The organism is Okeania sp. SIO2C9, assembly GCF_010672455.1.
Classification (GTDB): Bacteria; Cyanobacteriota; Cyanobacteriia; order Cyanobacteriales; family Microcoleaceae; genus Okeania.
Window position 1 is genome coordinate 390,752 of the sequence record NZ_JAAHGO010000012.1, and the last position, 25,133, is coordinate 415,884.

Here is a 25,133-nt window from a genome sequence, read left to right on the forward strand (position 1 = left end):
TTGTTGGGATGGCGGTGGGTTACATTTCATTAACGCACCCTACAAGATGGCTGCTTAAGAATAACAAATTTTTATTATTGATGATTTTTTATAGTGAGTATATAAAGATAATGTTCTTGACCTCTCCCTGGGCTTTAGCCACAGGGATTCTAAGCTGTTGCTACGTGGCAGGATAAATCCGTGCCACTCTGCTTTTTAGCTTTGGTTTCCCAGATGCGAAATCTGGTAGCGAGGGTCAAAACTCGCCTACAGACCTTGGCTAGATTTACAGCTTTGTTAACTGCATCTCTCATCTGACGGTTACGTTTTTCTGTGATGTGGGCTAATTGGTGATCCCAATAACCCTGGCGCTTAACCCAACCTACCAATCTTAGACTGACAAATTTTTGTTTTTATTTTGTTTATATAAAAATTAGAGCCGATCGCTCTTAAATTTCCATCACTCATTGCCCAATATTTGCACTCATAATTTTGGCAATTTGTTTGAGAATACTTAAAACATCATATAACTGATTCCTGCGAGGTAGTAGCAGATAAAAAACATTAGACAAATCATATTGGGGAACACCTGTCGTCAACACTTTGACAAACATAAACTCATCCCCGCTACCAATCATACCATAGACAGGACGTTCGGGATTGGGGTTTGCCATCATGTAAGTCATTAGTTGAGGTAAAGCTACTGAAAAACCAATAGTAGATTTAGATTCAACCAGGAGAACCCAAAGTTGTTGTGCAATAACTAAAGTATCAACTCTACCGCGTAAAATTTTATCCTTGTCTTCTACTTCTACTTCAATACTTGCTTCAGTAGTGACATAAAAAGGTTCATCATATAAACCTGCCAAAGTAAGTAAAGGTCCAATTAGTAATTGATTAACCACACCTTCTGAGAGATAATATCATGTCCGGTAGTATCGTTTGTGTATAGAATTAGGTTAAAATTGCAGGAAACCATTTCGTATTCTGCCTTCCGTCCTCTGCCTTTCTTCCACCAAAGTCTAATTATTCAACCGGACATGATATAACTTCGCTTTCTATGACGTAAAAATCGTCTTTGAATTTGGTCTAGCTTCTCCTTTTCTTCAGCAGTTAGTTCAGGTAAGTCTTGTTGCCATTCCTGAAAGAAGAGGTCATTATCTGTAGGAGATAACTTAAACCTTTGCTCAAGGTCAGCCAAAGTAGTAATAGTTTTGGAGATGGGGTAAGTTTGAATCATATAGCAATAGGGAATAGATAGTAGTTCCAACCTAACTTTTCCCTGAAGACCTGTCAAACCAGAATAGGGGCAAACTGCCATTTGCCCCTACAAAAACTATATGGTTAATATGAATTAACGAATCAAGTCAAAAGATGTATCGTTAACACCTAGCTCCATGCTACCACGGTCTAACTCATCGAGGATAGTATTAACGATCCAGTTGAGTAGATTGAATGCTCCTTTGTATCCTAAGATAGAATAACGGTGCTGGTGGTGGCGATCGAAGATAGGATAGCCAATGCGTACTAATGGAGTACCAGTATCACGTTGTAGGAACTTACCATAGGAGTTACCAATTAACAAGTCAACTGGCTCAGTATCCAACAGTGAACGTAGGTGCCATAAGTCCTTACCGATCCAAACAGTAGCTTCTTGGCCGTTAGGATCATTAGCTAACAATTCCTTAGCTTCTTCTTCAAAACCAGCAACGTTACCGTTAGTCACAACAACGTGAACTGGCTGCATACCTAACTCTAGAGTGAAGTTCAACAAGCCCAATACATGGTCAGGATCGCCGTAGATAGCGATGCGCTTACCGTGTAACCAAGCTTGAGAGTCAGTGATAGCATCAACTGCACGACCACGTTCAATTTCTAGCTCTTCAGGAATCGCCTTACCAGTCAATTCAGACAACGCCATTAAGAACTCATCAGTACCACGGATACCGATAGGACGATAAGTAGCTGTTGTTTGACCACCTTTTTCTGCTAGGTACTCTAGAGTCTTAGGAGTGGAATATTTCTGGAAGGAGATAGTAGCCTTAGCATTGATGGAATCAGCACCTTCTGCCAAAGTTGTGCCACCGTTGTACATCTTGAATTCACCCAAGTTAGGAGAATCAAAGCTCTCAGCATTGTCTGCTAAAATGGTGTTAGGAACATCCATCAAAGATAGAATATTCTTCAAATCCCGGATGTTGCCAATGTAAGGGTCGAAACCAGGGATGAAGTTGATTTTACCGTTAGTAACTCCCTTCTTCTTACCTTCAGTCAGAGCTACCAAAATACCCTTGAGCATATTGTCATAGCCTGTGATGTGAGAACCAACAAAGCTAGGAGTGTGAGCAAAAGGAACTGGGAAATCTTCAGGTACTGCACCTTGATTCTTGGAGGTAGTGATGAATGAACCTAAGTCATCTCCAATTACCTCTGCCATGCAAGTTGTGCAAAGAGCAATCATTTTTGGCTTGTACAAAGCATAAGAGTTTGCCAAACCATCAGTCATGTTCTTGAGACCACCGAATACCGCAGCATCTTCAGTCATAGAAGAGGAAACAGCTTGGAATGGCTCTTTGTAGTTACGAGTTAAGTGGGAGCGGAAATAAGCAACACAACCTTGAGAACCATGTACAAAAGGTAGAGTTCCTTCAAAACCTGCTGCTGCAAAGATTGCACCTAAAGGCTGACAAGCTTTAGCCGGGTTGATAGTTAGCGCTTCGCGAGCAAAGTTCTTTTCGCGATATTCCCAAGTCTTTGTCCACTCACTAACTTTTTTTACTTCTTCCTTGGAAGGACCGCCTTCAAATTCTCTCTTCCGCTCGAACATTTCTTGGTATTCTGGTTCTTGGAAGAGTTGAAAATGGTCTTTGATTTTGTCTACATTCTGACTCATGGTGTTTATTCCTCTATGGTATTGTTCGGAAGGAAGAGGGAAGAAGGAAGAAGGAAGAAGAACTTCTACAACTTCTCACTCCCAGTTCCTAGTCAAATCTTTTGTTTGTATATTGGGGTTGCTGTAGTGATGGCATCACCCCATTACCTAACCAAATTTATCTTCAAAGCCAAAAGCAAATCGAGTGAGGGCGAATGGCATTCGCCCCTACAACTTCTGACTTCTATTAGCTAGCTTGCTTCCAAGGAGCCTTGATTAGGTTCCAAGTTGGGCTGTTGAGAGCTAGATCCATGTCACGAGCGAAGATAGCGAATCCATCATAACCGTGATAAGGACCAGAATAATCCCAGGAGTGCATTTGACGGAATGGCATACCCATTTTCTGGAATACATACTTCTCTTTAATTCCAGAAGCAATTAAATCTGGCTTTAATTTCTTAGCGAATTCCTCGAACTCATATCCACTAACGTCATCATAGATTAGAGTACCTTCTTTAGCATACTCAGCAGTACGCTTGTAGTCATCACCGTGACCGAACTCATAACCAGTACCGATAACTTCCATTCCTAGATCGTCGAAAGCAGGAATAACGTGACGTGGACGTAGACCACCAACCATCATCATTACTTTCTTGCCTTCTAAACGAGGACGATACTTAGCAATTACTGCATCAGCTTGTTCTTGATACCGAGCAATTACTTTCTCTGTATTTTCTTTGATTGTATCGTCGAAGTAAGAAGCAATCTTCCGTAGAGACTTAGCGATTTGAGTAGGACCGAAGAAGTTGAACTCAGTCCAAGGTATACCATACTCTTCTTCCATGTAACGGCAGATGTAGTTCATGGAACGGTAGCAGTGGATGAGGTTTAAATTCACCCTAGGAGCCATGAATACTTCGTTGTAAGTACCGTCACCTGTTGCTTGGCTAACTACTCTTAAGCCGATTTCATCTAATAATAGACGAGAACTCCAACCGTCTCCACCGATGTTGTAGTCAGCGATTAAGGATACGTCATAAGGAGTGGTTTCAAAACCGATCTCTTCGTTAGTTATTTCAGCAGAAGGCTCGTATACCCAATCACGCACTGTGTCGTTAGCGATGTGGTGACCTAATGACTGAGAAACTCCACGGAAGCCTTCACAACGTACTGGAACAACTGGCTTATTGAGTTCTTTAGCAGCTTTTCTAGCTACTGCTTCGATGTCATCTCCAATTAGACCTACTGGGCACTCAGATTCAATTGTGATACCAGCATTTAGAGGGAATAAATCTTCGATTTCTTTCATGATTTTGGCGAGTTTCTTGTCTCCACCAAAAACGATGTCTCTTTCTTGGAAATCGGAAGTGAATTGCATTGTACCGAAGGTATCAACACCAGTTACACCGTTATAGTAGTTACGACGACCTGCCCAAGAGTAGTAACCGCAACCAACAGGACCGTGACTGATGTGAACCATGTCCTTAACAGGACCCCAAACAACCCCTTTTGCTCCAGCAAAAGCACAACCACGAGTTGTCATTACACCAGGAACTGATTTAACATTGGACTTAACGCCACAGTCAGATCCTTCTTCTAAAACATTAAGGTGCTTTTTCCGTCTTTTAGCAGCTTTCTCGGGATAAGCGTCTAAGACTTCTTGAATTAACTGTTTGTTCTGTTCGACTTTTTCAGATGTCATGTTACATATCTCCTTTCGGATATTTGATTTAGTGTTTGAGTTTTGTATTAGCGGGGGCAGGTGCTTTTTTACTGTCTGCAAAACCTGCCCCTACAAATTAATTAATACAAGACTCACTACTACTTGTGTCTTGAGATGGGGGTGCGCTCTGCACACCCCATTATTTCAGTCTAAGACTTACTTGAGTTTACTTAAGCTTTCTTTTCTGCTGCTAAAGCTGCATCTTGTGCTGCAATTTGCTGCTGACGATCGTCTTCGTCTCCTAATAGACCGAATTCAATTAACAACTCTTCTAATTCATCCATTTCTAGAGGAGTAGGAATAGTTAGTTTTTCGTTGTTGATGATTTTCTCAGCTAATGTATTGTACTCTTGAGCTTGGTTATCTTCTGGAGAATACTGTTCAACAGTCATACGACGAATTTCAGCGCGTTGAACAACGTTGTCACGAGGTACAAAGTGAATCATTTGAGTGTTCAAACGAGCTGCTAAGTTCTCGATTAACTCAACTTCACGGTCAACTTTACGGCTGTTACAGATTAAACCACCTAAACGTACACCACCAGCGTGAGCATACTTAAGAACACCACGAGCAATGTTGTTAGCAGCATACATCGCCATCATTTCACCGGAACATACGATGTAGATTTCTTGAGCTTTGTTTTCACGGATAGGCATTGCAAATCCACCGCAAACAACGTCACCTAGTACGTCATAACTTACGAAATCTAGGTCTGTATAAGCACCTTCTTCTTCTAGGAAGTTGATAGCAGTGATAATACCACGACCTGCACAACCTACACCAGGCTCAGGACCACCAGACTCAACGCAACGGATACCTGCGAAACCATCTTTCAATACTTCGTCTAGTTCTACGTCTTCAACTGCACCGCGCTCTGCAGCAACGTGAAGTACAGTAGTTTGAGCTTTAGCGTTTAAGATTAAACGAGTTGAGTCAGCTTTAGGGTCACAACCTACGATCATGATTCTCTGACCGTGACGGTTAGCCATTGCAGCTAGAGTGTTCTGAGAAGTAGTGGACTTACCGATACCGCCTTTTCCGTAAAATGCAATCTGACGCATGATAGATTTTCTCCGTTTTGTTAGTATGTTTGACTTGAATTTGAATGAATGTGATTTTGATTCTGTAAAAATTTCCTTAGAGTTTGTGTTTGATATATAGCTGCTGTTTTCTAGGGCTTTTGGTTTTACAGTATCACATTCAAAATGTTGTTCATTTAAGAACAGTGTGTATTTAGCAGCAACATTGAGTACCCGGAGGCGCTCGCCCTAAAGCTTGAGCAGGTATGACCTGCGTATATATAGTTTTCATTAATGCACCCGTTGTTATTTGTTGTCTGTCGCTCTATTCAGCATAAATTTAATCAAGTTTTACTTATCATCAGTCAACAGTTAATTTTTTTAATTCGATTTAAGAAACCTTGATAAGTGATAACTGTTTTACGCTTCTTCTACTACAAGACTTTCACTTACTCGTTCTTTTAATGTAGCTTCGATCGCTCCTTTTAATGTCGCCATTGCACTACTGCAAGAACCACAGGCTCCTTTTAGTGTTACTAGCACCCGATCGCCATCTACATCGAACAGTTCAACATCTCCTCCATCTTCCGCGAGGACAGGTCTTACTTCTTGTTCTAATACTTGTTGAATTAATGTAATTTTTTGTAGATTTGTTAGTTTAGCTGGCTTAGTAGTTGTAGCTACTTGCTGTGTAGGTTCTGGCGTTTCATATACTGATACAATTAAGTCATCAATATCTGCCAAACAAGAACCACAACCACCACCTGCCTTCACATAGTTTGTTACTTCTTCTGCTGTTTTTAGATTGTTTTCCTTGATTACTCGCTTAATCTTATTTTCAGTAATCGCAAAACAGCTACAAACTAATGCTCCTTCGTGGTCTTCTTCGTGAACTTCAACTTCAATACCTTTATATTTGAATATTGCTGCTTCTAATGCTTCCTCTCCCATGACCGAACAGTGCATTTTTTCTTCTGGCAGCCCTCCCAGGTATCCCGCGATATCCTGGTTTTTAATCTTCATGGCTTCGTCTATGGTTTTGCCTTTTAGCATTGCTGTCAGAGCAGAAGATGAAGCGATTGCACTAGCACAGCCAAAAGTTTGAAATTTTGCATCTAAGATTTCGCCGGAGGCTTCATTTACTTTGAGGTGTAGGCTGAGAGCATCTCCACACGCTATACTTCCTACCTCACCGCTAACTACCTTTTCCCCTTCTTTCTGGTCTGTAATGGTTCCTTGATTTTGGGGGTTATAGAACAAGTCCATTACTTTGTCAGTATATTCCCACATAGCCCTTATTGTTTAGAACACCCTAATTTTTACTGATGAAAGTTGCGCTTTTTCTTGAATATTACTACTCAGTTTGTAGAGTAATAATTTATTATTTTAGGAGGTGGGTTAAACTTGTATATTATTAGTATTTCACATTTTTTATATTCAAGCAACCCTTTTTTCCTTAAATTTATTTTTTCAAGTAATTAGCGTTTAAAGTTACTTATTACCCCTAGAAGTTATATTATTTATACTCTAGGTTAAGGAATCTTTTTTCTGTTAATCCTGCTACAATTTTGTGAGTTCTTAGCGTGAGATATACCCCTCTTTAAGCTATACAATGATTGTTGCGGAATCAACAGAGTTTTTCTGTTATTGTTGCTACAAAAATGTAGCGTAAACAAAAGTGTAGTAATCCTTAAAACATTGTAAATTTTAGGGATTTACAGTTGCCTCTTGTCGCTCTTGCAACCAATTAGCTTGGTCGTTCTTAAAGGGTGATAAAGCCCGGAGACGCTCTACAATAGTAGGCATCACTGCTAACACTTCCTCAACTTCTTGACGGGTTGTGTAACGTGATAAAGAGAAACGAATCGAGCCATGCAAAATTGTGTACGGCAGACCCATTGCCCGCAAAACGTGAGATGGTTCCAGGGACCCAGAAGTACAAGCAGATCCAGAAGAAGCACAGATACCATAATGGTTCAAATGCAGCAATATTGCTTCTCCCTCAATAAATTTGAAGCCAATATTAGTAGTATTAGGCAACCTTTCAGTAGGATGACCATTAACAGCACAATCAGAAATAGCAGCAAGAATGCCGTTCTCCAAATAATCGCGCAGTTCCCGTTCCCGGTCGATATGTGTCAAATGCTCCTGCGCCAATTCACAAGCTTTACCCAGAGCAATAATACCAGGCACATTTTCCGTACCAGCACGGCGACCGCGTTCCTGATGTCCGCCAATTAATAACGGACGGAAGCGAGTACCACGACGTACATACAAAGCAGCAATACCCTTGGGTGCGTGCAATTTGTGACCAGAGATAGCCAACATATCTACAGTGCTATTCTTCATATCCAGGGGAATTTTCCCTGCTACTTGCACCGCATCAACATGAAATAGCGCACCATATTCCTTAGCTATCTGCCCAATTTTCTCTATGGGGAAAATCACGCCTGTTTCATTATTGGCGTACATAACGGATACTAAGGCAGTATCACCTGTAATAGCAGCTTCCAGCTCAAGTAAATCTATCATTCCTTGGCTATCTACTGACAGATAAGTAACTGTATAACCCTGCTTTTCCAAATGCTTGCACAGATTCAAAACTGCCGGGTGTTCTACCTGAGTAGTAATAATATGTCGTTTATTTGGTTGGGCAGTGAGAGCAGCTCTAATTGCAGCATTATCACCCTCAGTACCACAACTGGTAAAGATAATTTCTGTATCCTGGGCACCTAATAAAGCTGCAACTTGCGATCGCGCTTTTCTCACAGCTTTACCAACTTGTCCGCCAAAAGTGTGCATACTAGAGGGGTTGCCATAAAACTGACTCAGGTAAGGTAGCATTTCCGCTAGCACTGCATCATCTACTTTGGTAGTAGCATTATTATCGAGATAAATGGTTTGTTGCATAGCTGACTAAATACTTGAGGTGATTGTTGTAGGGAAGAAGGAAGAGGGAAGAAGGAAGAAGGAAGAAGGAAACATCTTTATATTGCTTGAGTTTTAAGCTTTTGATATATTCCCGTCTGCAGAAGGAAGAGGGAAGAAGGAAGAAGGAAGAAGAAAACATCTTCCATTGCTTGAGTTTTAAGCTTTTGATATGTTCCCGTCTGCAGAAGGAAGAAGAAAGAAGGAAACATCTTTCATTGCTTGAGTTTTACAGCGTATTTCATATAAGTAAGGTACACCAGTCGCGGGCAAGATGTTATTGCGGGCAAGATGTTATTGCGGGCAAGATGTTATTGCGGGCAAGATGTTATTGCGGGCAAGATGTTATTGCGGGCAAGATGCCCGCACTGGAAAACTTTACCATTCTTATGTGTACCTCATTTACCTAAAATCTGCTGTAAGCTAATATCAAATAATTGCCTGAAACTAAAGTTTTTAGCCTATAACTTCTAACTTCTAACTTCTGTACGGGCGAATGCCATTCGCCCCTACTGAATTCTGAATTCCGTTTACCTATGCAGGTTGTAGTAGTTGTCTGAACTGCTTGTAAAAATCTAAAGCAACTGTTTCAATTACATCGTAGCTCTCTACTACGTCTATTCCTGCATTGAGTACCTTTTCTTTAGGACTCTCACCAATTTTAGAAACCAGCACAGCTTTACAATCAGAAATTGCTTTGATGATATTCTCCAAACTGCCTTCTTCACCATAACCACCTAAGCAATAGTGGTCAACTTTGCGGTGAGCAATAAATCTAGCTTTCACACCATCAACTTCATAAATCATAAACTCTTTAGCATGACCGAAGTGTTGATTAACTAATCCGTTACCCTTACTTGCTACTGCTAGTAGTATTGGTGGACCAGCTTGAGCAACTGCTTCTTTTACTTGAGTTTCTGCCTTAGCTGTTGCTAGTTTGTTGCGGAAACCTTCAATGCCAGCATGGAATTCTTTACGCTTTTCCAAGTCATATTCTGGAGTCATCTCCATGATTGCTTCTTTTGTGAATTCCTTACTGCGGTCTTCACCTAACAGACCAACTGCATCTGCACGACATTGACGACAGTGGCGCATCATTTTCATACCACCTACATCACATTTGTCTTGCAATGTTTTCAATTCTTCAGTGGTAGGACCACGCTGACCATTTAAGCCAAAGTAAGTACCGTGTTCTGGTGAAGAAATCAGAGGCATAATATTGTGAATGAATGCACCCTTAGAACGAACAATTTTATTTACTTCTTCTAAATGTTGATCATTGATGCCAGGAATCATTACTGAGTTAACTTTGCAGAGAATATCAGCTTCTCTGAGTAAGTCTAAGGATTCCATTTGTCTTTGATGCAGAATTTTTACCCCTTCAATTCCTCTGTAACGTTTCCGACGATAATGAACCCAAGGATAAATCTTTACCCCGATTTCAGGGTCAACCATATTTATCGTTAAGGTAACGTGGTCAATGTTGAGTGCTTTGAGTCGATCTATATAATCGGGTAAAGCTAGACCATTGGTTGACAAGCAAAGCTTGATATCTGGTGCTTTCTCAGCTACAAGCTCAAAAGTGCGGAATGTTTTCTCTGGGTTCGCTAATGGGTCTCCTGGTCCGGCAATTCCCATCACAGTCATTTGGGGAATTTTGCCTGCAATTACTAGAGCTTTATGAGCTGCTTCTTCAGGAGTTAGCAGTTCACTAACTACACCGGGACGACTTTCGTTGGCACAGTCGTATTTACGGTTACAGAAATTACATTGAATATTGCAAGCTGGTGCAACTGGAGCGTGCATCCTCGCATAATGGTGATGCGCTTCTTGACTGTAGCAAGGATGGTTAGCAACGCGCTCTTGAATGCTTGCGGGAAGTTGCTGTTCGGTAGTAGTTCCGCAACCCTTTGACACGCAGCCTCCGGATTTCTTTTCCGTGCTTTTCGTGGTTTTTGCGAAGCTGTCTACTGTTGGTTGGGAAGATAGTTCTGTTGGCTGTAACATCTAAGTTTCCACTATTGTTGGGTAGCTGTCGCCGTGAGTGACGGATTACTCGCGTCGATACACTTTTCCTGAAACGATTATTTTTCGTATGCAGTTTAGGTGTCCGGCGTTATAGTTTTTATATCAGTGGCCTTTAAACTGTTACTTTCAAAAACCCCCATTAGTATTGATTACGATCATTAGTTTTGTACTCAGATTTGTATCATCTAATAATTCAAATCAAATCGAGGTATCTAATTTTTTTATTGGGGTATAGGTACTTGTATTTTTTAAGTGGGGTACAAGTATTTATTGGGTAATGGTACGGAGTTTTATGTACTCGTTATAAAACCTATATATATCAGGAATTCAACTACTTTTTTAACCTTGATTTTGTCTCTATACTCCTGTACTCATACACCCCTTATTCAACCTAATCTTTTATTACTGTATACAATGTATCAATTTTTGGCAAGTAGGCTAGATTTATCTTAATTTTTCTTTAAAGTTTGATAATTATTTTCAATATTGACAGAGAGAATGCAGAAAAAAAGGAGTAAAGTTGTCAGGAATAAAGCTTTTCGTTACTAATCATCCAGATTTAATACAACTGCACTTTAGAGTAATCTACATTAACAAAATCCTGAGAAATATGACCAATTTCCTTAACAATTTTCTGTGGCCAAAAACTAAATGCGACTTTTTCGCTTCTGTAATAAATTTAGCAGTTTTTCAGGATTAATGTAAGTAATTTTCAATGCTTCGTTCTGAGAAAGATTTTCAATTTTCTTAACATTTTTTTATAGCTAAAAATAAAAATGCAACTTGTTAGGTTTTGTAAAAAATTTAGCAGTTTTTTCAGAATTAACTAGATAATTTTTAATCTTTTTTTTAATCTTTTCACTATAATTATGAGTTAAACTATAATTTGAGTACAAGTTTCAATTTCAGCATAAACCCCCCTTAAAAACTTCAAACCTGCTGACACACAAGCATAAACCTTGAGTACAAAAATGCTAGTACATTGTTCATTAAATACTCGTACACGCTACAAAAAATACTAGCACCTATACCCCAAAATATATTTCAAACATCTATCTACATTCATTTTCAGTCTATTGAGTACAAGCTTAATATATCTAATAAAGATTGACCGTTAAATATTGGTTAGTAGTTTACAAGGCACTTGATATAAAAATTGAAAAGCAAACGTCCTTGTCAAACACCGAATCCCCTATTTAACCCATGACCACCTTACTAACTAGAAATACTTGTACATTACCTAATCAAACTAACACTTCTAATTCCAAAAAAAGTCAAGGTAACTTTAGGTCTCAATTCAAACTCAAAGCTAATACTGACACTGCTCAACAAAATCGACAACTAGAATCAGGTAGAGACCTTTCTTCTTCTCGTCGTCATAGATTTTGGTATAAATATTTTACCTTTCCAGAGCTAGAGACAATCTTAACAGATTTTAAAATGATCTTTGAGCGAGACCCCGCAGCACGCAACTGGGTTGAAGTCTTATGTTGCTATCCTGGTTTGCACGCTTTAGTACTACATCGCCTTGCTCATTGGTTACATATTCAGAACATTTCTCTAATTCCACGTTTAATTTCTCATCTTGGACGGTTTTTAACAGGAATTGAAATTCATCCTGGGGCAACAATTGGACAGGGAGTATTTATCGATCATGGCATGGGAGTTGTTATTGGTGAAACTGCAATTATTGGAGAATATTCTTTAATTTATCAAGGTGTCACCCTTGGTGGTACGGGAAAAGAAATTGGTAAACGCCATCCCACTATTGGCAAGAATGTTGTAGTTGGTGCTGGTGCGAAGGTACTAGGTAACATCAATATCGGAGATAATGTCCGCATAGGTGCTGGTTCAATTGTATTGAATGACGTTCCTTCTGAATGCACCGTTGTCGGTATACCTGGTCGAATTGTTTCTAAATCTGGCGAACGAGTTGGACCTCTTGAACATGGACGGTTACCAGATACACAAGCTACCGTAACTCGCGCTTTACTTGACAGAATTGAGCAACTAGAACAAACAATTGCAAACTTTTATCAGCAACACTAAGGAATGACAACGATGTATAGCAATCATAATCCTAACCCTCAAGACTTGATTACAGTTGTGAATCTTTCTCAAATCGATCGTTGGTTCGTTCATCAGCGCTTACAAGAACTAATGATTAATAGTTGGTGTCCTACTAGCGGTGAGTTATTAGTAGAAATTAATAATTTAACCGATGCTATTCTTGTCCACAGCATTGTTAAGCAATTTGTTGCCCCTCGCAAAGAGTTAGTGGACTGGTTAGAAAGATGCTGGCAAATGGAAGTTTTTCCTAAATACAACCATTGATTTAATGAACAATTCTCATTGGTAATAGATATGGAGTTACCGAATAATTAATAATTAATAATTAATAATTAAATAATTCTGGTTTAAAGTCTCCCCTTTTAAGGGGAAGAAAAGAAATAATATTTCCTGATATTCAATTCCGTAACGGTTTTAACCAGAGATAATTATCAATTATCCATTATCAATTATCAATTAATCAACTTCCTTATCTATTACCTGTACTTTAATACTTAAGGATAATAACTATGGAAGGCGATCGCAAGACAACTCTATTTCTTAATTTTTTGCAGGAAGAATTAGCTATTTCTGCCGCAGCAATTTCTGTAGCACGGAAACACAGTGAAGCTTCTTGTGGACCTCTACCAATGATTTTATGGAAGTTTGGCATGATTTCTCTCCAACAACTGCAACAAATTTTTGATTGGCATGAGTCTTACGATAGCAATACTCTCTGCTACGATCGGCAAATGAGTTAAAAATGAATTATAAAGTTTATCTAAATAAAAGCTTTCTCATTGACAAGCCCATGTTTAATAGTGATAAATACTTTTAGATTTTGCTTGAATGTAATTTTTACTATCCTAAAGAAAGAAGCAATAGCTACTTTTTCTTAAATAATTAATATGTCATAATCTCTAAAGAAATTATCACTATTCATTCCACCAAAAATAACGGTAAGATTTAGCTCAGTATTAGGGAGGCAGCTACATGAAATTAGATGAAGTTATAGAATTAGATGGACCACCAGTATTTGAATTAGAACAAAAAGTAAGAGTTCGCAAAATAATTCGTAATGATGGTACTTTCCCTGGAAAAAATCGAGGTGATATTCTTTTGGAAGGGGGAGAGGTCGGTTACATTTGTGGTATAGGTACCTTCCTACAAAAATTTTATATTTATTCCGTACATTTTATTAAAAAAGGAATGATTATCGGCTGTCGTAAAAATGAAATAGAAGTTGTAGAGGAAAATTAATGAAAGTAATCTTACGAAATAATGCAGCAGGAAATTTAGAAGTTTATGTTGCTAAAAAAGATTTGGAAGAAGAAGTTGTTTCACAAAAAATTGATGGAGATATTAAAGTTTTAACTTTAACAAATGGTTGGGAATTATCTATTCCTAAAGACCAACCAGAAAAACTACCTTTAACTATAGATGCTAAGAGATTAAACTAAAAGTTTCCTTTCCATAGTTACTCCTTATTGTTCTGCCACCAAATGAGATTTATCTCTTATTTGGTGGTTTTTTTTACAGGGAGTGGGGGAGTAGGGGGAGAGTGTAAGGTTTGACGCGGGGACGCGGCGAGTAATATCAAATCCGGTTGAATAGTTATATCAAATCAGGTAGCATCGGTGTAATTAGATAGGGAGATGGGGAGATGGGGAGATGGGGGGATTTATTTTCATCTATAAGCGCTATGCGCTAGGGAACAGGGAACAGGGAATAGGGAATAGTAAAAGGGTTTAGGGTTAAAAAATCTCCTAACCAATTCTTGTAGTACTATAAAATGATTATTCTCCAGGTATGAACTTTTCATAATTCTGTGTAGTGGAGTGGCACACCTAAAACTGTGCAATAGATTTTTGTTTTTAGGTGTCTTGATCTCCCCATCTCCCCACACTTCCCATACTCCCCACACTCCCCACATTCCCCACACTCCCCACACCCCCCATCTAATGCACCATTTAAGGTGTATCAGTCTAGTAGTGGAGTGGCATACCTAAAACTGTGCAATAGATTTTTGTTTTTAGGTGTCTTGATCTCCCCATCTCCCCACACTCCCCACACTCCCCATCTCCCTAACGCACCATTTTAGCTGTGTCAGTCCAGTCGCCTCACATACATTTGGTATAAAAAATTTTTTTTTCTTTTTTATCCTTGATGGGTAGAACTGGAGTTTAGACTAAATTTTGGAATCTTCAAATAATCTACCCATAAGTAATGAAGACTTGGAACTCACTACCCTTGGGTAATATCAGGGATGCGAATGTTCTCGATGCTCTTTATGATTTGTATTTTTGAGGGAGTTTGGGTCAGGATTCGGTGATTCGCTCCTCTTCAAAAAGTCTTGCCATGGCACAATTAACCCATAGCACAAGCGGGGGGATAATTAACTTAAAAGTTGTTGCAATGCTGATACAGAAATAGTTTCAGCCTAGGTTCGACTATCTGACTATTCTCCCTCGGCAAGTTTTCGGCCCGCTTTTTTTAGTCTAAACTCCAGGTAGAAGCTTGAAAATTTAATTATTCGGTAGTCCTATTCGCGTAATGGTATACAGGAAAAAGGAATATTTGGCACGGGAGCAAGATGCTCCCACTGCCGTGCCTTATAGAACCCCTAAGCGTATCTTCATAAATATTAAATTTTTTTAGCTAGGAGACAGGAGACAGGAGGGAAGAGGGAAGATGTGGGGAGAAATAATACAAAAAATTCAACACTCCTTTTCAGATTTTTCCTCACTCATTGATGCGCGAAAAGACTTGGCTACCATAATTATATAGCTATCAAATGGGTTCTATAAAAAATAATCACAATGCACGACCACCAATTATTCAGACCTAAAAATAATTACCGAAAAGTGAATAGTAAACTAACTCCTACTACTGCAACTAATACTCCTAAAACTGACCTAATACTTATTTTTTCTCCCATTTGAGCAGCAATGGGAATTATAAATATTGGGCTGGTAGCTAAGAGAGTTTGAGCAATACCTGCGGGAGAAAATTTGAGGGAAGTTTGCTGTAGCCAAATACCTAAATAGGTACTGCTAAAAGCTGTAATAAAAATTGCTCCTACAAGTTTTATTGAAAACTTAAATTCCTCTGATTTCTCCTGCTTTATTTTCTGAAATAATAATAATAAAACAACAATAATTGTTCCTCCAATTAAACGAAATAAAGTGCTTAATAAAGGATTAATATCTGAGGAAAGTAAAGCAAAACGAGAGATAACTGCACCACTAGAATTAGCTATTGCTGCGAATATTGCCCAGAGTATTCCTTGTTTGATATTAACATTACTAATTGCTGTACCGGGAGTTCTTTCTGAGATTACCCAAGCTACGCCTCCAACTGTAATTAAAATTCCACACCAAGCACCAAAAGTTAATTGTTCTCCTAAGAAAATTAAAGCTAATAAAGCTGTTATAGGAGGAGATAAAGTTTCCATTAAAAGAGTTCTTCTTGCTCCCATATTTTTGAGAGCAGAAAAAAACGCAGTATCTCCTAAACCAATACCAAGAATACCGCTAATCATAAATAAATTAATAGTAGTTGAGTTTACTTTTGTCTGAAGTTTGTCACTAATAATTAAAGTTAGAAAAATCAGGGCGATCGCTATTAAACCTTTGAATAAATTTAATTTTAGGGGAGATATTTTTTGCCCAAGTAAGCTATAAGCTGCGGAAGATGCTGCCCATAAAAATGCACCGGTTAATGCTGCTAGTTCGCCTTGAAAATTAGTTATCCACAGTTCCATAATTTTTAGAAGGAAGAAGCAAGAAGGAAGAAGCAAGAGGCAAGAGGCAGGAAAACTTAAAAGTAAGAAAAAAACTTAAATTTCCTACATATATTAAGGAAGAAGGAAGAAGGAAGAAGGAAGAGGGAAGAAGGGTTAAGAGTCAAGAAAAAACTTAAATTTCCTACATATATTAAGGAAGAAGGAAGAAGGAATAGGGAAGAAGCGAAGAAGGAAAAGGTGTATGGAAGCAACTTATTTAAGGATATCTTTAATACCCAAAAATATTGATGCGCTAGTTAACAAAAACATAGCAAAAGATAATATTGGATCGAGCCTCCACCCCTGAAAAAGCAAAATAAATCCACAAAATAGCATTGCGATTGGAAGAAAAATGAGAACAAAAATCCATTGAATAATATTAAAAGCTTTTTGATTAGAAACAAAATTTTACAGGAAAGTTTTAATTAACAAAAAGATCAATATAGTATGTAACGAAAGCATAACAAAAAAAATATTGGATCGAGTCTCCACCCCTGAAGCAGCAAAATTCCTCCACACAATAGGATGGCGATCGGGACAAAAATTCATTGAATAATATCAAAAGCTTCTTGAGATGATGATTTTTTTTCGGGATTCATTCAAAATTAATGAGGCTAGTAAGATATCTAATAACCCAAGTAAACTCAAAGAATTTAAACCAAGATTTACCATTTTATATTCCTTTGATTATTTGCCGAATAATTAATAATTAATAATTAAATAATTCTGGTTTAAAGCCGACCCTTTTAAGGGGAAAAAGCGGTCGTTAGCGTAGCTTCCCGAAGGGTGGGATGACGTTTGCTATCGCAAAGCTGCGCTAACAGCGGAGCGGCTCTGATAAGAGCGGGTCTCCTCGCCATATCCAATCGAACAAGAGAAAAGAAATAATATTTCCTTATATTAAATCAAGAGCGGTTTTAACCAGAGGTAATTATCAATTATCCATTATCAATTATCAATTAATGAAATTGCTTCCCGTTTTTATAAGGCACAATAAATAGACTTTTGACAGGGTAAATATTTTTTGCTTTTTTCCCCACTCCCCTACTCCCCTACTCCCCTACTCCCCTACTCCCCTACTCCCTATTTTATGTTTCTGAAACTAACTCTAAAAATTAACTCGCCCCACTTCCCAAAATATACAAACTTAACAAGGTCCCACTATTCCATAAACTATGTAACAACATGGAAGATAAAAGATTACGAGACCTAGTATAAACTACTCCTAAAATCATTCCTAAAACAGCTAAAGGTAAAACTTCTGAAATATTCAAATGAGCTATGGCGAATAAAAATCCACTTGCTACAATAGCTCCCCAAACTGGCATATATTTTGTCAAAGAAGGCAACAAAAATCCTCGAAACATAATCTCTTCAAAAACTGGTGCAGCAATAGAAGCTGTGACATAAAACAAAGCTAAAGCTAATCCATCTTGCCCTTTCAAAGCAATAGGTAAAATTGGATTACTTCCACCTTGACCTTGCCATAATTGTTGATTAATTAAAGATATTAAAATTACCATTGGTAAAGCGACAAAATATCCACCTAAACCCCACAAAAACCAACTACCGCGTAAATCAAATTTAAACCAACCTTCCGGCAGTGGAAAAAATGACTTTAATGACAAATAAAGTACTAATAAACCACCCAGAGAAAACAGAATATAACTCCCTAAAATATATCCAGCTTGTACCCGCACTCCCATCATTGCAGGTTGCCAATTTGTGACACCTTTAAAAATCTCTAATCCTAAAGGAATCAAAATTTGTCCGACTAAGAAAAATCCAACTACAAATACTTGTAAAATTGTTTCACCATCCCAAGTAACTTCCCAAGGTGAATTGGCATTTTTTAATAAAAAAGATTCTTTACCAGAGATTAACCATTGCACTCCTAAAAATATAAGTAATCCTATTCCGAATACTAATCCCATTCCAGGCAAACCAGCAACAATTGCTAACTTTAATACCGCCTGTTGAGCTATTTCTTGTTCCTGAGTTTCTAGTTGAGCTAAAACCTCTTGTCTTTCTTGTAATTTATATAATTGTTTTAAGGCACGATAGCGAAACCATCCATCTAAATTTTTCTGAATTAAAGCTTCTGCATCAGGTAAAATTTTCGCTGGATTATTCCAAATTTCACTTAAAACTTTTGCCGTTTCTCCTAAAGACAGATTTTCTATTTCTGACTCAGTTAAATTTCCCCAACTTTGCCTAGCTTCATCTATTTGATTTTTTTGTGCCTGTAAAATTCCGATATTAATATCAAACTCATTAATCAGACTTTTTAACTGACTTATATTCCGGTCTAACTGTTGTACCTCTCCTAAATTTTCCATTTCCATAGTTTGTTTTTCCAGTTGCTGTTGAGCAGACTGACGAGCATTTTTGTATTGTATTAATCCAGCTTGATAAGAATCATTACCAATCAAAGCTTCACTAGCTAAAGTAAAATTCTTACTATCCAAATCTTCAGGTTGCCATTCCGCAGCGTGCAACAATAAATTAGTCTGATATAATTCCAGACGACTTTGAATTTGTGGCTGAGTTACACTACTAAATAAAGAAAAACCAATAAAAGAAATGGCTACAATAGTCAGAATACTTAAAATTAATCTTTTAATCGTCATGAATATCTCCTATTGAATAAGGAAGAAGGAAGAAGAAAGAAGGAAGAAGGGAAAATTGCTTATGGATATTCTTCGACAAACCATTTCATGTCTACAAACCCCAAACAATTTTAAGCACCCCTCTTGACAGTGGGGTATTAAATTCGTCACAGATTAAAGATAATATCCCTCTAAAATTACCCATTTTTATTTCAGTTTAGATACAGCATACTTCAAGTTGATAAAGTACAAAAATGAAGTTTTCCAGCTAGACATAAAAAATACTATAGTTGATAAAAATATAGTCAAATATGACATATCCTTATTTTGCAGGTGTTATCCTGACTGGGTGAACTACAACACCCTCTATCCCATAGTCAAATGCATTTGGGACTGCTTTTCTCATAATGTTCAAAGAACCGTTGACATCAGCATTGATTAATCCAATGCTTGCGGTACGATACAAACCTCTTTGTCTTGATGCAGTCGCTCATGGGGGAAACCCCCTTTGGCGGCGCTGCATCGCTTTATTCTTTTTCCTGAGAAAGTGACTTGATTTTTCTCACCTTTCTTGTAAACAGGAATCAAATCATTATCTATAAAGCTTGATGCGGACGTATAAGATTCTTCTGTAATAATTACATCTATTCCTACCATCTTGGCTTTATAAGATAACATTTCTATTAACTTGTTATAAGGAACAGATACAAAATTTTGATTATTTCTTTTTCCTAAACTTATCTTCTGCTTCCACTCTTGATTGTGCCCTATTATCAATGTTCCTATTTTCTGATTAATTAGAGTATCAATAATCAAACGAGACGCTTTATGAAGATAATCGTTGATTTTAAATTCTCTTTTATTGCACAGCTTTTTCAGTCTCTTACTCGAGCTATTTTCCTGGAGTTGAGATTGTAGGCAGCTTTTAATTTTGTTATAGTATTGATTTATAGATTTTAACGGCCTGCCATTGATCAAGAGCGGTTTGATTCCGGCTTGATTAAAGGTTAATGTAGCTAAGTTGTTTAATCCTATATCAATACTGGCGCAACGATTTTTTTCTAGCTCGTATTGTTTTTCCTCTGTTGTAGCTTCATAAATCACCTCTATTACATAATGGTTAAGTTTAGGGACTAGACGAACTTGTTTAATTTGTGAAGTAGGTACTAACGTTTTTAGATCAATCTCAGTTTTACTGGGATTAATAATTCCTTGTTTTAATTGCCTCTTGCTGATAGCTTGTGTCGTATAAACTACAATATTTCTTCCTGTTATTTTATTTTTATATCCAGGAATACGAGGACGAGATTTAAACTTTGATGAGTTCTGTTTATAAACTTCGTTCGCTGCTAAAAAACTCTTCCAGTTTAGAGCTATTATCATCAAGATTTGTTGAGATACTTTAGCTGGCATTGCTTGATAATCTGATTGAGTAGAGAGTATTTTTTGCAGGTCGTAATAGGATAGATTTGTCTTTTCAAATATCCAAGACTGACGCACTAAGTAATTAGCATAGTTATAGAGATTTTTAGATAAGAAACACAGTCGGTCTATTTCAGGATAAAACCGATGATTTTTCTGAATAATGTGTCTTTCAACTAATCTCATAAATCAAGAATTTGACATTATATTAGGATTCGAGCAGTTCGGAATTTTGATAATTATTTAGTCTCAAGTTATCAGCAAACTTAATTTTACCATTAAACATCAGGTCGAAAGTTATTAAATTTTGTCAAATATTTAGTAGCTGGTTAATACAAATCAACGAAGATATTTGACATAATTTGACTATATTTATGTATAACTTTTATTATACTTCTAATTTATAAAAAATCTATTGGTTAGATAAAAAGTCTGAAATTTTCACCCCAGACCAACTATTACCTTTTCGAGTTTTTGCGTAAATTCTCAGATATTCTTTTCATGGCTGAAATTAAGATTCCTATACAAAAAAAATTGACTCATCAAATAGAATTCTAGACCAACTAGATATTTTCAACAGAAGTTAAGTAGCAAAAACAATGTAAAATCACTCTGTTGCAAAGTTTCCAGCAAATCTATAATCTAAACTATCCATGAGTACCCGTGTTATCCTTGTGCGCCATGGCCAAAGCACCTACAATGTTGAACGTCGAATTCAAGGCCGTCTTGATGTCTCAATTCTCACAGACATAGGCATAAATACTGCCCGTCAGGTAGGTGAAGCTCTCAAAGGTCTAAAGTTTGATGCTATTTACGCTAGTCCTCTCCAAAGGGCCAAACAAACAGCAGAAATTATCCATTCCTGTTTAAATTCTCCTCCCCCATTACAAACCAAAGAAAACTTAAGGGAAGTAGATTTACCATTATGGGAAGGAATGTTGCGCCAAGAAGTCAAGGATAAATTTGGAGAAGATTATCGTATCTGGAGTCAACTTCCCCATGAATTTTACATGGAAGTCTCAACACCAGAGGGGCAAATTAAGCATTTTCCTGTTCTATCTTTGTTTGACCAAGCTAAACAATTTTGGCAAGAAACTTTAAGTCAAAATATCGATAAGACTATTTTGGTCGTAGCTCACAATGGGATTAATCGCTCTCTTATCGCTACAGCTTTAGAAATACAACCATCTTTTTATCAATCTATCCAACAGTCTAATTGTGGTATTAGCATTCTCAACTTTACTCCTCCCTATCCTTCTTTTTCTGGGGAAGATAAATCCGGAGGTTCTGTTCAGTTAGAATCTATGAATCTTACTACTCATATTGGTGAGAAATTCCCTAAACCTAGAGAAAAACATCAAGGACCTCGGTTGTTATTGGTGCGCCACGGTGAGACAAACTGGAACCGAGATGGAAAATTTCAGGGACAAATTGATGTACCACTTAATGATAATGGTCGCCTTCAAGCTGGCCAAGCGGCTGAATTTCTCAAAGATGTACATTTAGATTTTGCTGTGAGTAGCTCAATGTTACGCCCCAAGGAAACGGCAGAGATTATTTTGCAGCACCATCCAAATGTGGAGTTACAGTTAGATGATGGTTTATGGGAAATTAGTCACGGTCTCTGGGAAGGAAAATTTGAATCGGAAATTGAATCTGGTTTTCCTGGTTTGTTGAAGCAGTGGAAAGAATTTCCAGAAACGGTACAAATGCCAGAAGGTGAAAATTTACAGCAGGTTTGGGAACGAGCAATGATTGCTTGGCAAAAAATTATTCGGTCAGTTTCTGGTGTTGGTATTGTGGTTGCCCATGATGCGATAAATAAGGCAATTCTTTGTCAATTATTTGGTCTGGAACCCAAACATTTCTGGAATTTTAAGCAGGGCAATGGGGCAGTTAGCGTAATTGATTATCCTCAAGGGCCAGATGGAAAACCTGTTTTAGAGGCGATGAATATTACTTCTCATTTATCTGGTGGTATTTTGGACAAGACTGCCGCCGGGGCGTTGTAGGGAAAGGCATAAGGCAGAAGGCAGAAGGCAGAAGGCAGAAGGTAATCATATTTTTTCATCGGACTTACCCTGAGACTGTATCTTTGAGATTTTGGGTAAAAACTATAGTGCTATATTATTTCTCTCTATCTGGAGAAGGCAAAAGAAAACTTTGTCTATCGTCGGCAAATTTTCACGCTATGGAGGAATAGATGAAAATAATTTAATATTTGTCCCGCACTGCAGGGTGATCGCCTTTTTTGATTGGACTTTCTCAAACTATATTTCTCAGACGTGGAACCAAAACTAGGTAGTCCTACTCGCGTAATGGTATACAGGAAAAAGTAATATCTCGCACGGGAGCAAGATGCTCCCACTGCCGTTTCTCGTAAAAAATAATGACAATGGACGACCAATGAAAATTCACCAACGCCAAAAACTATAGTGCTATAGTATTTTTCTCTATCTGGAGAAAGTAAAAAAGGAGAAGGCAGAAGGTAGAAGGTAATCATATTTTTTCATCGGACTTACCCTGAGACTGTATCTTTGAGATTTTGGGTAAAAACTATAGTGCTATATTATTTCTCTCTATCTGGAGAAGGCAAAAGAAAACTTTGTCTATCCTCGGCAAATTTTCACGCTATGGAGGTATAGATGAAAATAATTTAATCAGGACTTACGCAAATTAACCTTGAAAACGCCAGATGTAGGGGAAGAATGATCATTTACCCTCACTCGATTTAGTGTCCGTGCGTAAGTCCTGTTAATATTTGTCCGGCACTGGAGGGCGATCGCCTTTTTTCATTGGACTATTGTAGAGCCAAAACTATAGCGCCATAGTTACTAAATCTATAGAAAAATATTCCTAGACAAGTGTTTTAATTAAGTGTTACCTTAACGGGGTGAACTACAACACCCTCTATCCCATTGCTAAAAGCGTTTGGGACTGCTTTTCTTAATATGTTTAAACTTCCATTGACATCAGCATTGTATTTGACACCATTTGAAGCTTTATAAAGTCCTCTTTTGACTCGTTTACCACTAAATCTGTGTTTGACACCTTTTTGATAAACTGGTAAGTCGTCCCAGTCTAAAAAACTAGCAATTGAAGTATAACTCTCTTCATTAATTATTACTTTGATTCCTACTAATTTGGCTTTGTATTTTAGTTGTTCAATTAACTTCAAAAAAGGAATTTGAACAAAATTTTGATTGTTTTTTTTGCCAAGATTTAGGCTTTGTTTCCAGTTAGGATTATTTCCTATTACTAAAATTCCTATCTGATGTTCTATCAGATGATTAATAATATACCTGCTAGTCTTATGCAGATAATCGTCAATCTTAAAATTTCTTTTTGTCGATAATCTTTTGATTCGATTACTACTTTTAGTATCCTTTAATTCTGACTGTAGTTTGCCCTTTTTCTTATTATAGAATTGATTAATTGATTTGACTGGTCTGCCGTTAATAATTAAGGGTTGAAAACCTTTTTTATTTGATGTTACAGTCGCCAAATTATTCACTCCCAAATCTACAGAAGCTACATGAGATTCATACAAATCTAATTTAACTTCAACAGATTCGTAAACTACTTCTATCACATAGTAATTAAGCTTAGGAATAATTCTCACTTGTTGCAGAGAATCATAATTTATTTTACTGTCAAAAAATAGCTCACTTTTTGATAGTAATATCTTCTTATTTTTTACTAATTGAGGTTTACTAATCGCCTGTTTTGTATAAACTAAAATATTCCTCCCTTTCTTTTTATCTTTATATTTTGGCAGTTTAGGGCGACTTTTAAACTTACTCGGACATTCATTATAAGCTCTTATAGCTTGAAAAAAACTTTGCCAATTTTTATCTAAAAGAATCAACACCTGCTGAGAAACTTTCGCCGGTATTGCTTGATAATCTACTCCCGACTGTAATAACTTTTGAACCTTGTTATAGTCTAGATAATTTCCTTTATTAATAAACTCTTGTCTAACTATGTAGTTAGCTATGTTGTAGAGATTTTTAGACAAGAAAGCTAGACCATCAAGTGATTTATAATTGGGATGATTTTTTTTAATAATAGTACGTTCTACTAACTGCATTATCCCGACTTTAAACATTTAACGATCTGTTCTGTTTTCCTAGTTCTTCTTCTGATTCCATAAAGCCGAGCGCAAAAAGATGTGATTATGGACACAAAATCCTCCATTAAATCATCAGTTTCTTCTGAGGCTAAATTAACTACTTCAATGTCTCTATTTGTTTGTGTTAAGAGAACTTTCAAATAATTAAAGCCCACTCTACTTAATCTATCTTTATGTTCACAAACTATCAAGTCATAATCATTTTCCTGTAATAGCTTGACAAGCTTTCGTCTATTGTCATTTACCCCACTACCTACCTCTTTAACAACCCTGACAATAGAATAACCTTTTGCATAGCAATAATTAAGTAGTCTTTCAGCTTGAGATTCAAGATTAGGCTTGTTTTCTGCACTAGAAACTCTACAATAAATCGCTACTTTAACCAATTTACATTGAGAGGAGTTGATATTATTCTTAACAATAATTGTTCCACTGGGTAGTTGATAAGCATCTAACTCTCCCCGTTTCCACATATTCCAAGCTGTCTTGTAACAAACTCCTAAAGATTTTGCATAATCAGATAATTTCATTCATAAACCTATTTATGGGAATTTAACTAATCCCAGTCTAAGATATTTTTAGTTGTTT

General features: G+C 37.3%; 23 protein-coding genes. 7 read left to right on the forward strand and 16 right to left on the reverse strand.

Features of this window, described 5'->3' with window-relative positions; translation table 11 throughout:
- Positions 1-149 precede the first annotated feature (149 nt).
- The 4 genes from F6K23_RS12200 to nifK all read right to left on the reverse strand — a co-directional run bounded on the left by F6K23_RS12200 (position 150) and on the right by nifK (position 2,872).
- Positions 150-368, reverse strand: coding sequence for a hypothetical protein (locus F6K23_RS12200; RefSeq protein WP_293155266.1), 219 nt, complete (start codon positions 366-368; stop codon positions 150-152).
- Between the two features lie 75 nt (positions 369-443).
- Complete coding sequence (locus F6K23_RS12205) at positions 444-884, reverse strand: hypothetical protein (protein WP_293155269.1); 441 nt, start codon at positions 882-884, stop codon at positions 444-446.
- A 125-nt stretch (positions 885-1,009) separates the two neighbouring features.
- Entirely contained in the window at positions 1,010-1,300 is a 291-nt protein-coding gene (locus F6K23_RS12210) for a hypothetical protein (protein WP_293155272.1), read from the reverse strand.
- 33 nt (positions 1,301-1,333) lie between these two features.
- Positions 1,334-2,872, reverse strand: coding sequence for a nitrogenase molybdenum-iron protein subunit beta (nifK, locus tag F6K23_RS12215; RefSeq protein WP_293155275.1), 1,539 nt, complete (start codon positions 2,870-2,872; stop codon positions 1,334-1,336).
- Positions 2,873-2,887: 15 nt separating this feature from the next.
- On the opposite strand from nifK, the gene F6K23_RS12220 reads away from it, so the two are divergent.
- Positions 2,888-3,106, forward strand: coding sequence for a hypothetical protein (locus F6K23_RS12220; RefSeq protein WP_293155278.1), 219 nt, complete (start codon positions 2,888-2,890; stop codon positions 3,104-3,106).
- Here the strand turns inward: F6K23_RS12220 and nifD are convergent.
- From nifD to nifB, 5 genes are all read right to left on the reverse strand, one after another.
- Complete coding sequence (nifD, locus tag F6K23_RS12225; RefSeq protein ID WP_293155281.1) at positions 3,099-4,553, reverse strand: nitrogenase molybdenum-iron protein alpha chain; 1,455 nt, start codon at positions 4,551-4,553, stop codon at positions 3,099-3,101. The genes F6K23_RS12220 and nifD overlap by 8 nt on opposite strands.
- A gap of 191 nt (positions 4,554-4,744) precedes the next feature.
- Positions 4,745-5,635, reverse strand: a complete 891-nt coding sequence (nifH, locus tag F6K23_RS12230) for a nitrogenase iron protein (protein WP_293155284.1) — start codon at positions 5,633-5,635, stop codon at positions 4,745-4,747.
- A 378-nt stretch (positions 5,636-6,013) separates the two neighbouring features.
- The gene (gene nifU, locus F6K23_RS12235) at positions 6,014-6,883 is read right to left on the reverse strand and encodes a Fe-S cluster assembly protein NifU (protein ID WP_293155287.1); all 870 of its coding nucleotides are present in this window, start codon (positions 6,881-6,883) and stop codon (positions 6,014-6,016) included.
- A gap of 417 nt (positions 6,884-7,300) precedes the next feature.
- The gene (gene nifS / locus F6K23_RS12240) at positions 7,301-8,503 is read right to left on the reverse strand and encodes a cysteine desulfurase NifS (RefSeq protein ID WP_293155290.1); all 1,203 of its coding nucleotides are present in this window, start codon (positions 8,501-8,503) and stop codon (positions 7,301-7,303) included.
- Positions 8,504-9,055: 552 nt separating this feature from the next.
- Positions 9,056-10,528 (reverse strand): nitrogenase cofactor biosynthesis protein NifB, encoded by a 1,473-nt coding sequence (nifB, locus tag F6K23_RS12245; RefSeq protein WP_293155293.1) that lies wholly within the window; start codon positions 10,526-10,528, stop codon positions 9,056-9,058.
- Between the two features lie 1,461 nt (positions 10,529-11,989).
- Between nifB and cysE the strand changes: the two genes are divergently transcribed.
- The 5 genes from cysE (at position 11,990) to nifT (ending at position 14,058) form a co-directional block, all read left to right on the forward strand.
- Positions 11,990-12,598, forward strand: coding sequence for a serine O-acetyltransferase (gene cysE, locus F6K23_RS12250; protein WP_293156140.1), 609 nt, complete (start codon positions 11,990-11,992; stop codon positions 12,596-12,598).
- Positions 12,599-12,610: 12 nt separating this feature from the next.
- Entirely contained in the window at positions 12,611-12,883 is a 273-nt protein-coding gene (locus F6K23_RS12255; protein WP_293060607.1) for an Asr1405/Asl0597 family protein, read from the forward strand.
- 245 nt (positions 12,884-13,128) lie between these two features.
- A complete protein-coding gene (locus tag F6K23_RS12260; RefSeq protein WP_293155296.1) occupies positions 13,129-13,359 on the forward strand; it encodes a DUF2949 domain-containing protein in 231 nt (76 codons plus the stop codon).
- A 232-nt stretch (positions 13,360-13,591) separates the two neighbouring features.
- Positions 13,592-13,858: a nitrogen fixation protein NifZ gene (locus F6K23_RS12265; protein ID WP_293155299.1), complete on the forward strand. Its 267-nt coding sequence runs from the start codon at positions 13,592-13,594 to the stop codon at positions 13,856-13,858.
- A complete protein-coding gene (nifT, locus tag F6K23_RS12270; RefSeq protein ID WP_124143216.1) occupies positions 13,858-14,058 on the forward strand; it encodes a putative nitrogen fixation protein NifT in 201 nt (66 codons plus the stop codon). Before F6K23_RS12265 ends, nifT begins: the two co-directional genes overlap by 1 nt.
- A gap of 227 nt (positions 14,059-14,285) precedes the next feature.
- Here the strand turns inward: nifT and F6K23_RS12275 are convergent, their stop codons facing one another.
- The 5 genes from F6K23_RS12275 to F6K23_RS12295 all read right to left on the reverse strand — a co-directional run bounded on the left by F6K23_RS12275 (position 14,286) and on the right by F6K23_RS12295 (position 20,599).
- Positions 14,286-14,549 (reverse strand): hypothetical protein, encoded by a 264-nt coding sequence (locus tag F6K23_RS12275; protein WP_293155302.1) that lies wholly within the window; start codon positions 14,547-14,549, stop codon positions 14,286-14,288.
- A 903-nt stretch (positions 14,550-15,452) separates the two neighbouring features.
- Positions 15,453-16,361 (reverse strand): DMT family transporter, encoded by a 909-nt coding sequence (locus F6K23_RS12280; RefSeq protein ID WP_293155305.1) that lies wholly within the window; start codon positions 16,359-16,361, stop codon positions 15,453-15,455.
- A gap of 234 nt (positions 16,362-16,595) precedes the next feature.
- The gene (locus tag F6K23_RS12285) at positions 16,596-16,718 is read right to left on the reverse strand and encodes a Ycf66 family protein (RefSeq protein WP_293155308.1); all 123 of its coding nucleotides are present in this window, start codon (positions 16,716-16,718) and stop codon (positions 16,596-16,598) included.
- 779 nt (positions 16,719-17,497) lie between these two features.
- Entirely contained in the window at positions 17,498-19,012 is a 1,515-nt protein-coding gene (locus F6K23_RS12290; RefSeq protein WP_293155311.1) for a CPBP family intramembrane glutamic endopeptidase, read from the reverse strand.
- Between the two features lie 417 nt (positions 19,013-19,429).
- The gene (locus tag F6K23_RS12295; RefSeq protein ID WP_293155314.1) at positions 19,430-20,599 is read right to left on the reverse strand and encodes a transposase; all 1,170 of its coding nucleotides are present in this window, start codon (positions 20,597-20,599) and stop codon (positions 19,430-19,432) included.
- A gap of 467 nt (positions 20,600-21,066) precedes the next feature.
- Between F6K23_RS12295 and F6K23_RS12300 the strand changes: the two genes are divergently transcribed.
- Positions 21,067-22,425, forward strand: coding sequence for a histidine phosphatase family protein (locus tag F6K23_RS12300; protein ID WP_293155317.1), 1,359 nt, complete (start codon positions 21,067-21,069; stop codon positions 22,423-22,425).
- Between the two features lie 857 nt (positions 22,426-23,282).
- Here the strand turns inward: F6K23_RS12300 and F6K23_RS12305 are convergent.
- Together F6K23_RS12305 and F6K23_RS12310 are read right to left on the reverse strand one after the other, a co-directional pair.
- Entirely contained in the window at positions 23,283-24,521 is a 1,239-nt protein-coding gene (locus F6K23_RS12305; protein WP_293155320.1) for a transposase, read from the reverse strand.
- The gene (locus F6K23_RS12310; RefSeq protein WP_293155323.1) at positions 24,503-25,075 is read right to left on the reverse strand and encodes an IS607 family transposase; all 573 of its coding nucleotides are present in this window, start codon (positions 25,073-25,075) and stop codon (positions 24,503-24,505) included. The genes F6K23_RS12305 and F6K23_RS12310 overlap by 19 nt, the downstream gene beginning before the upstream one ends.
- Positions 25,076-25,133: the final 58 nt, after the last annotated feature.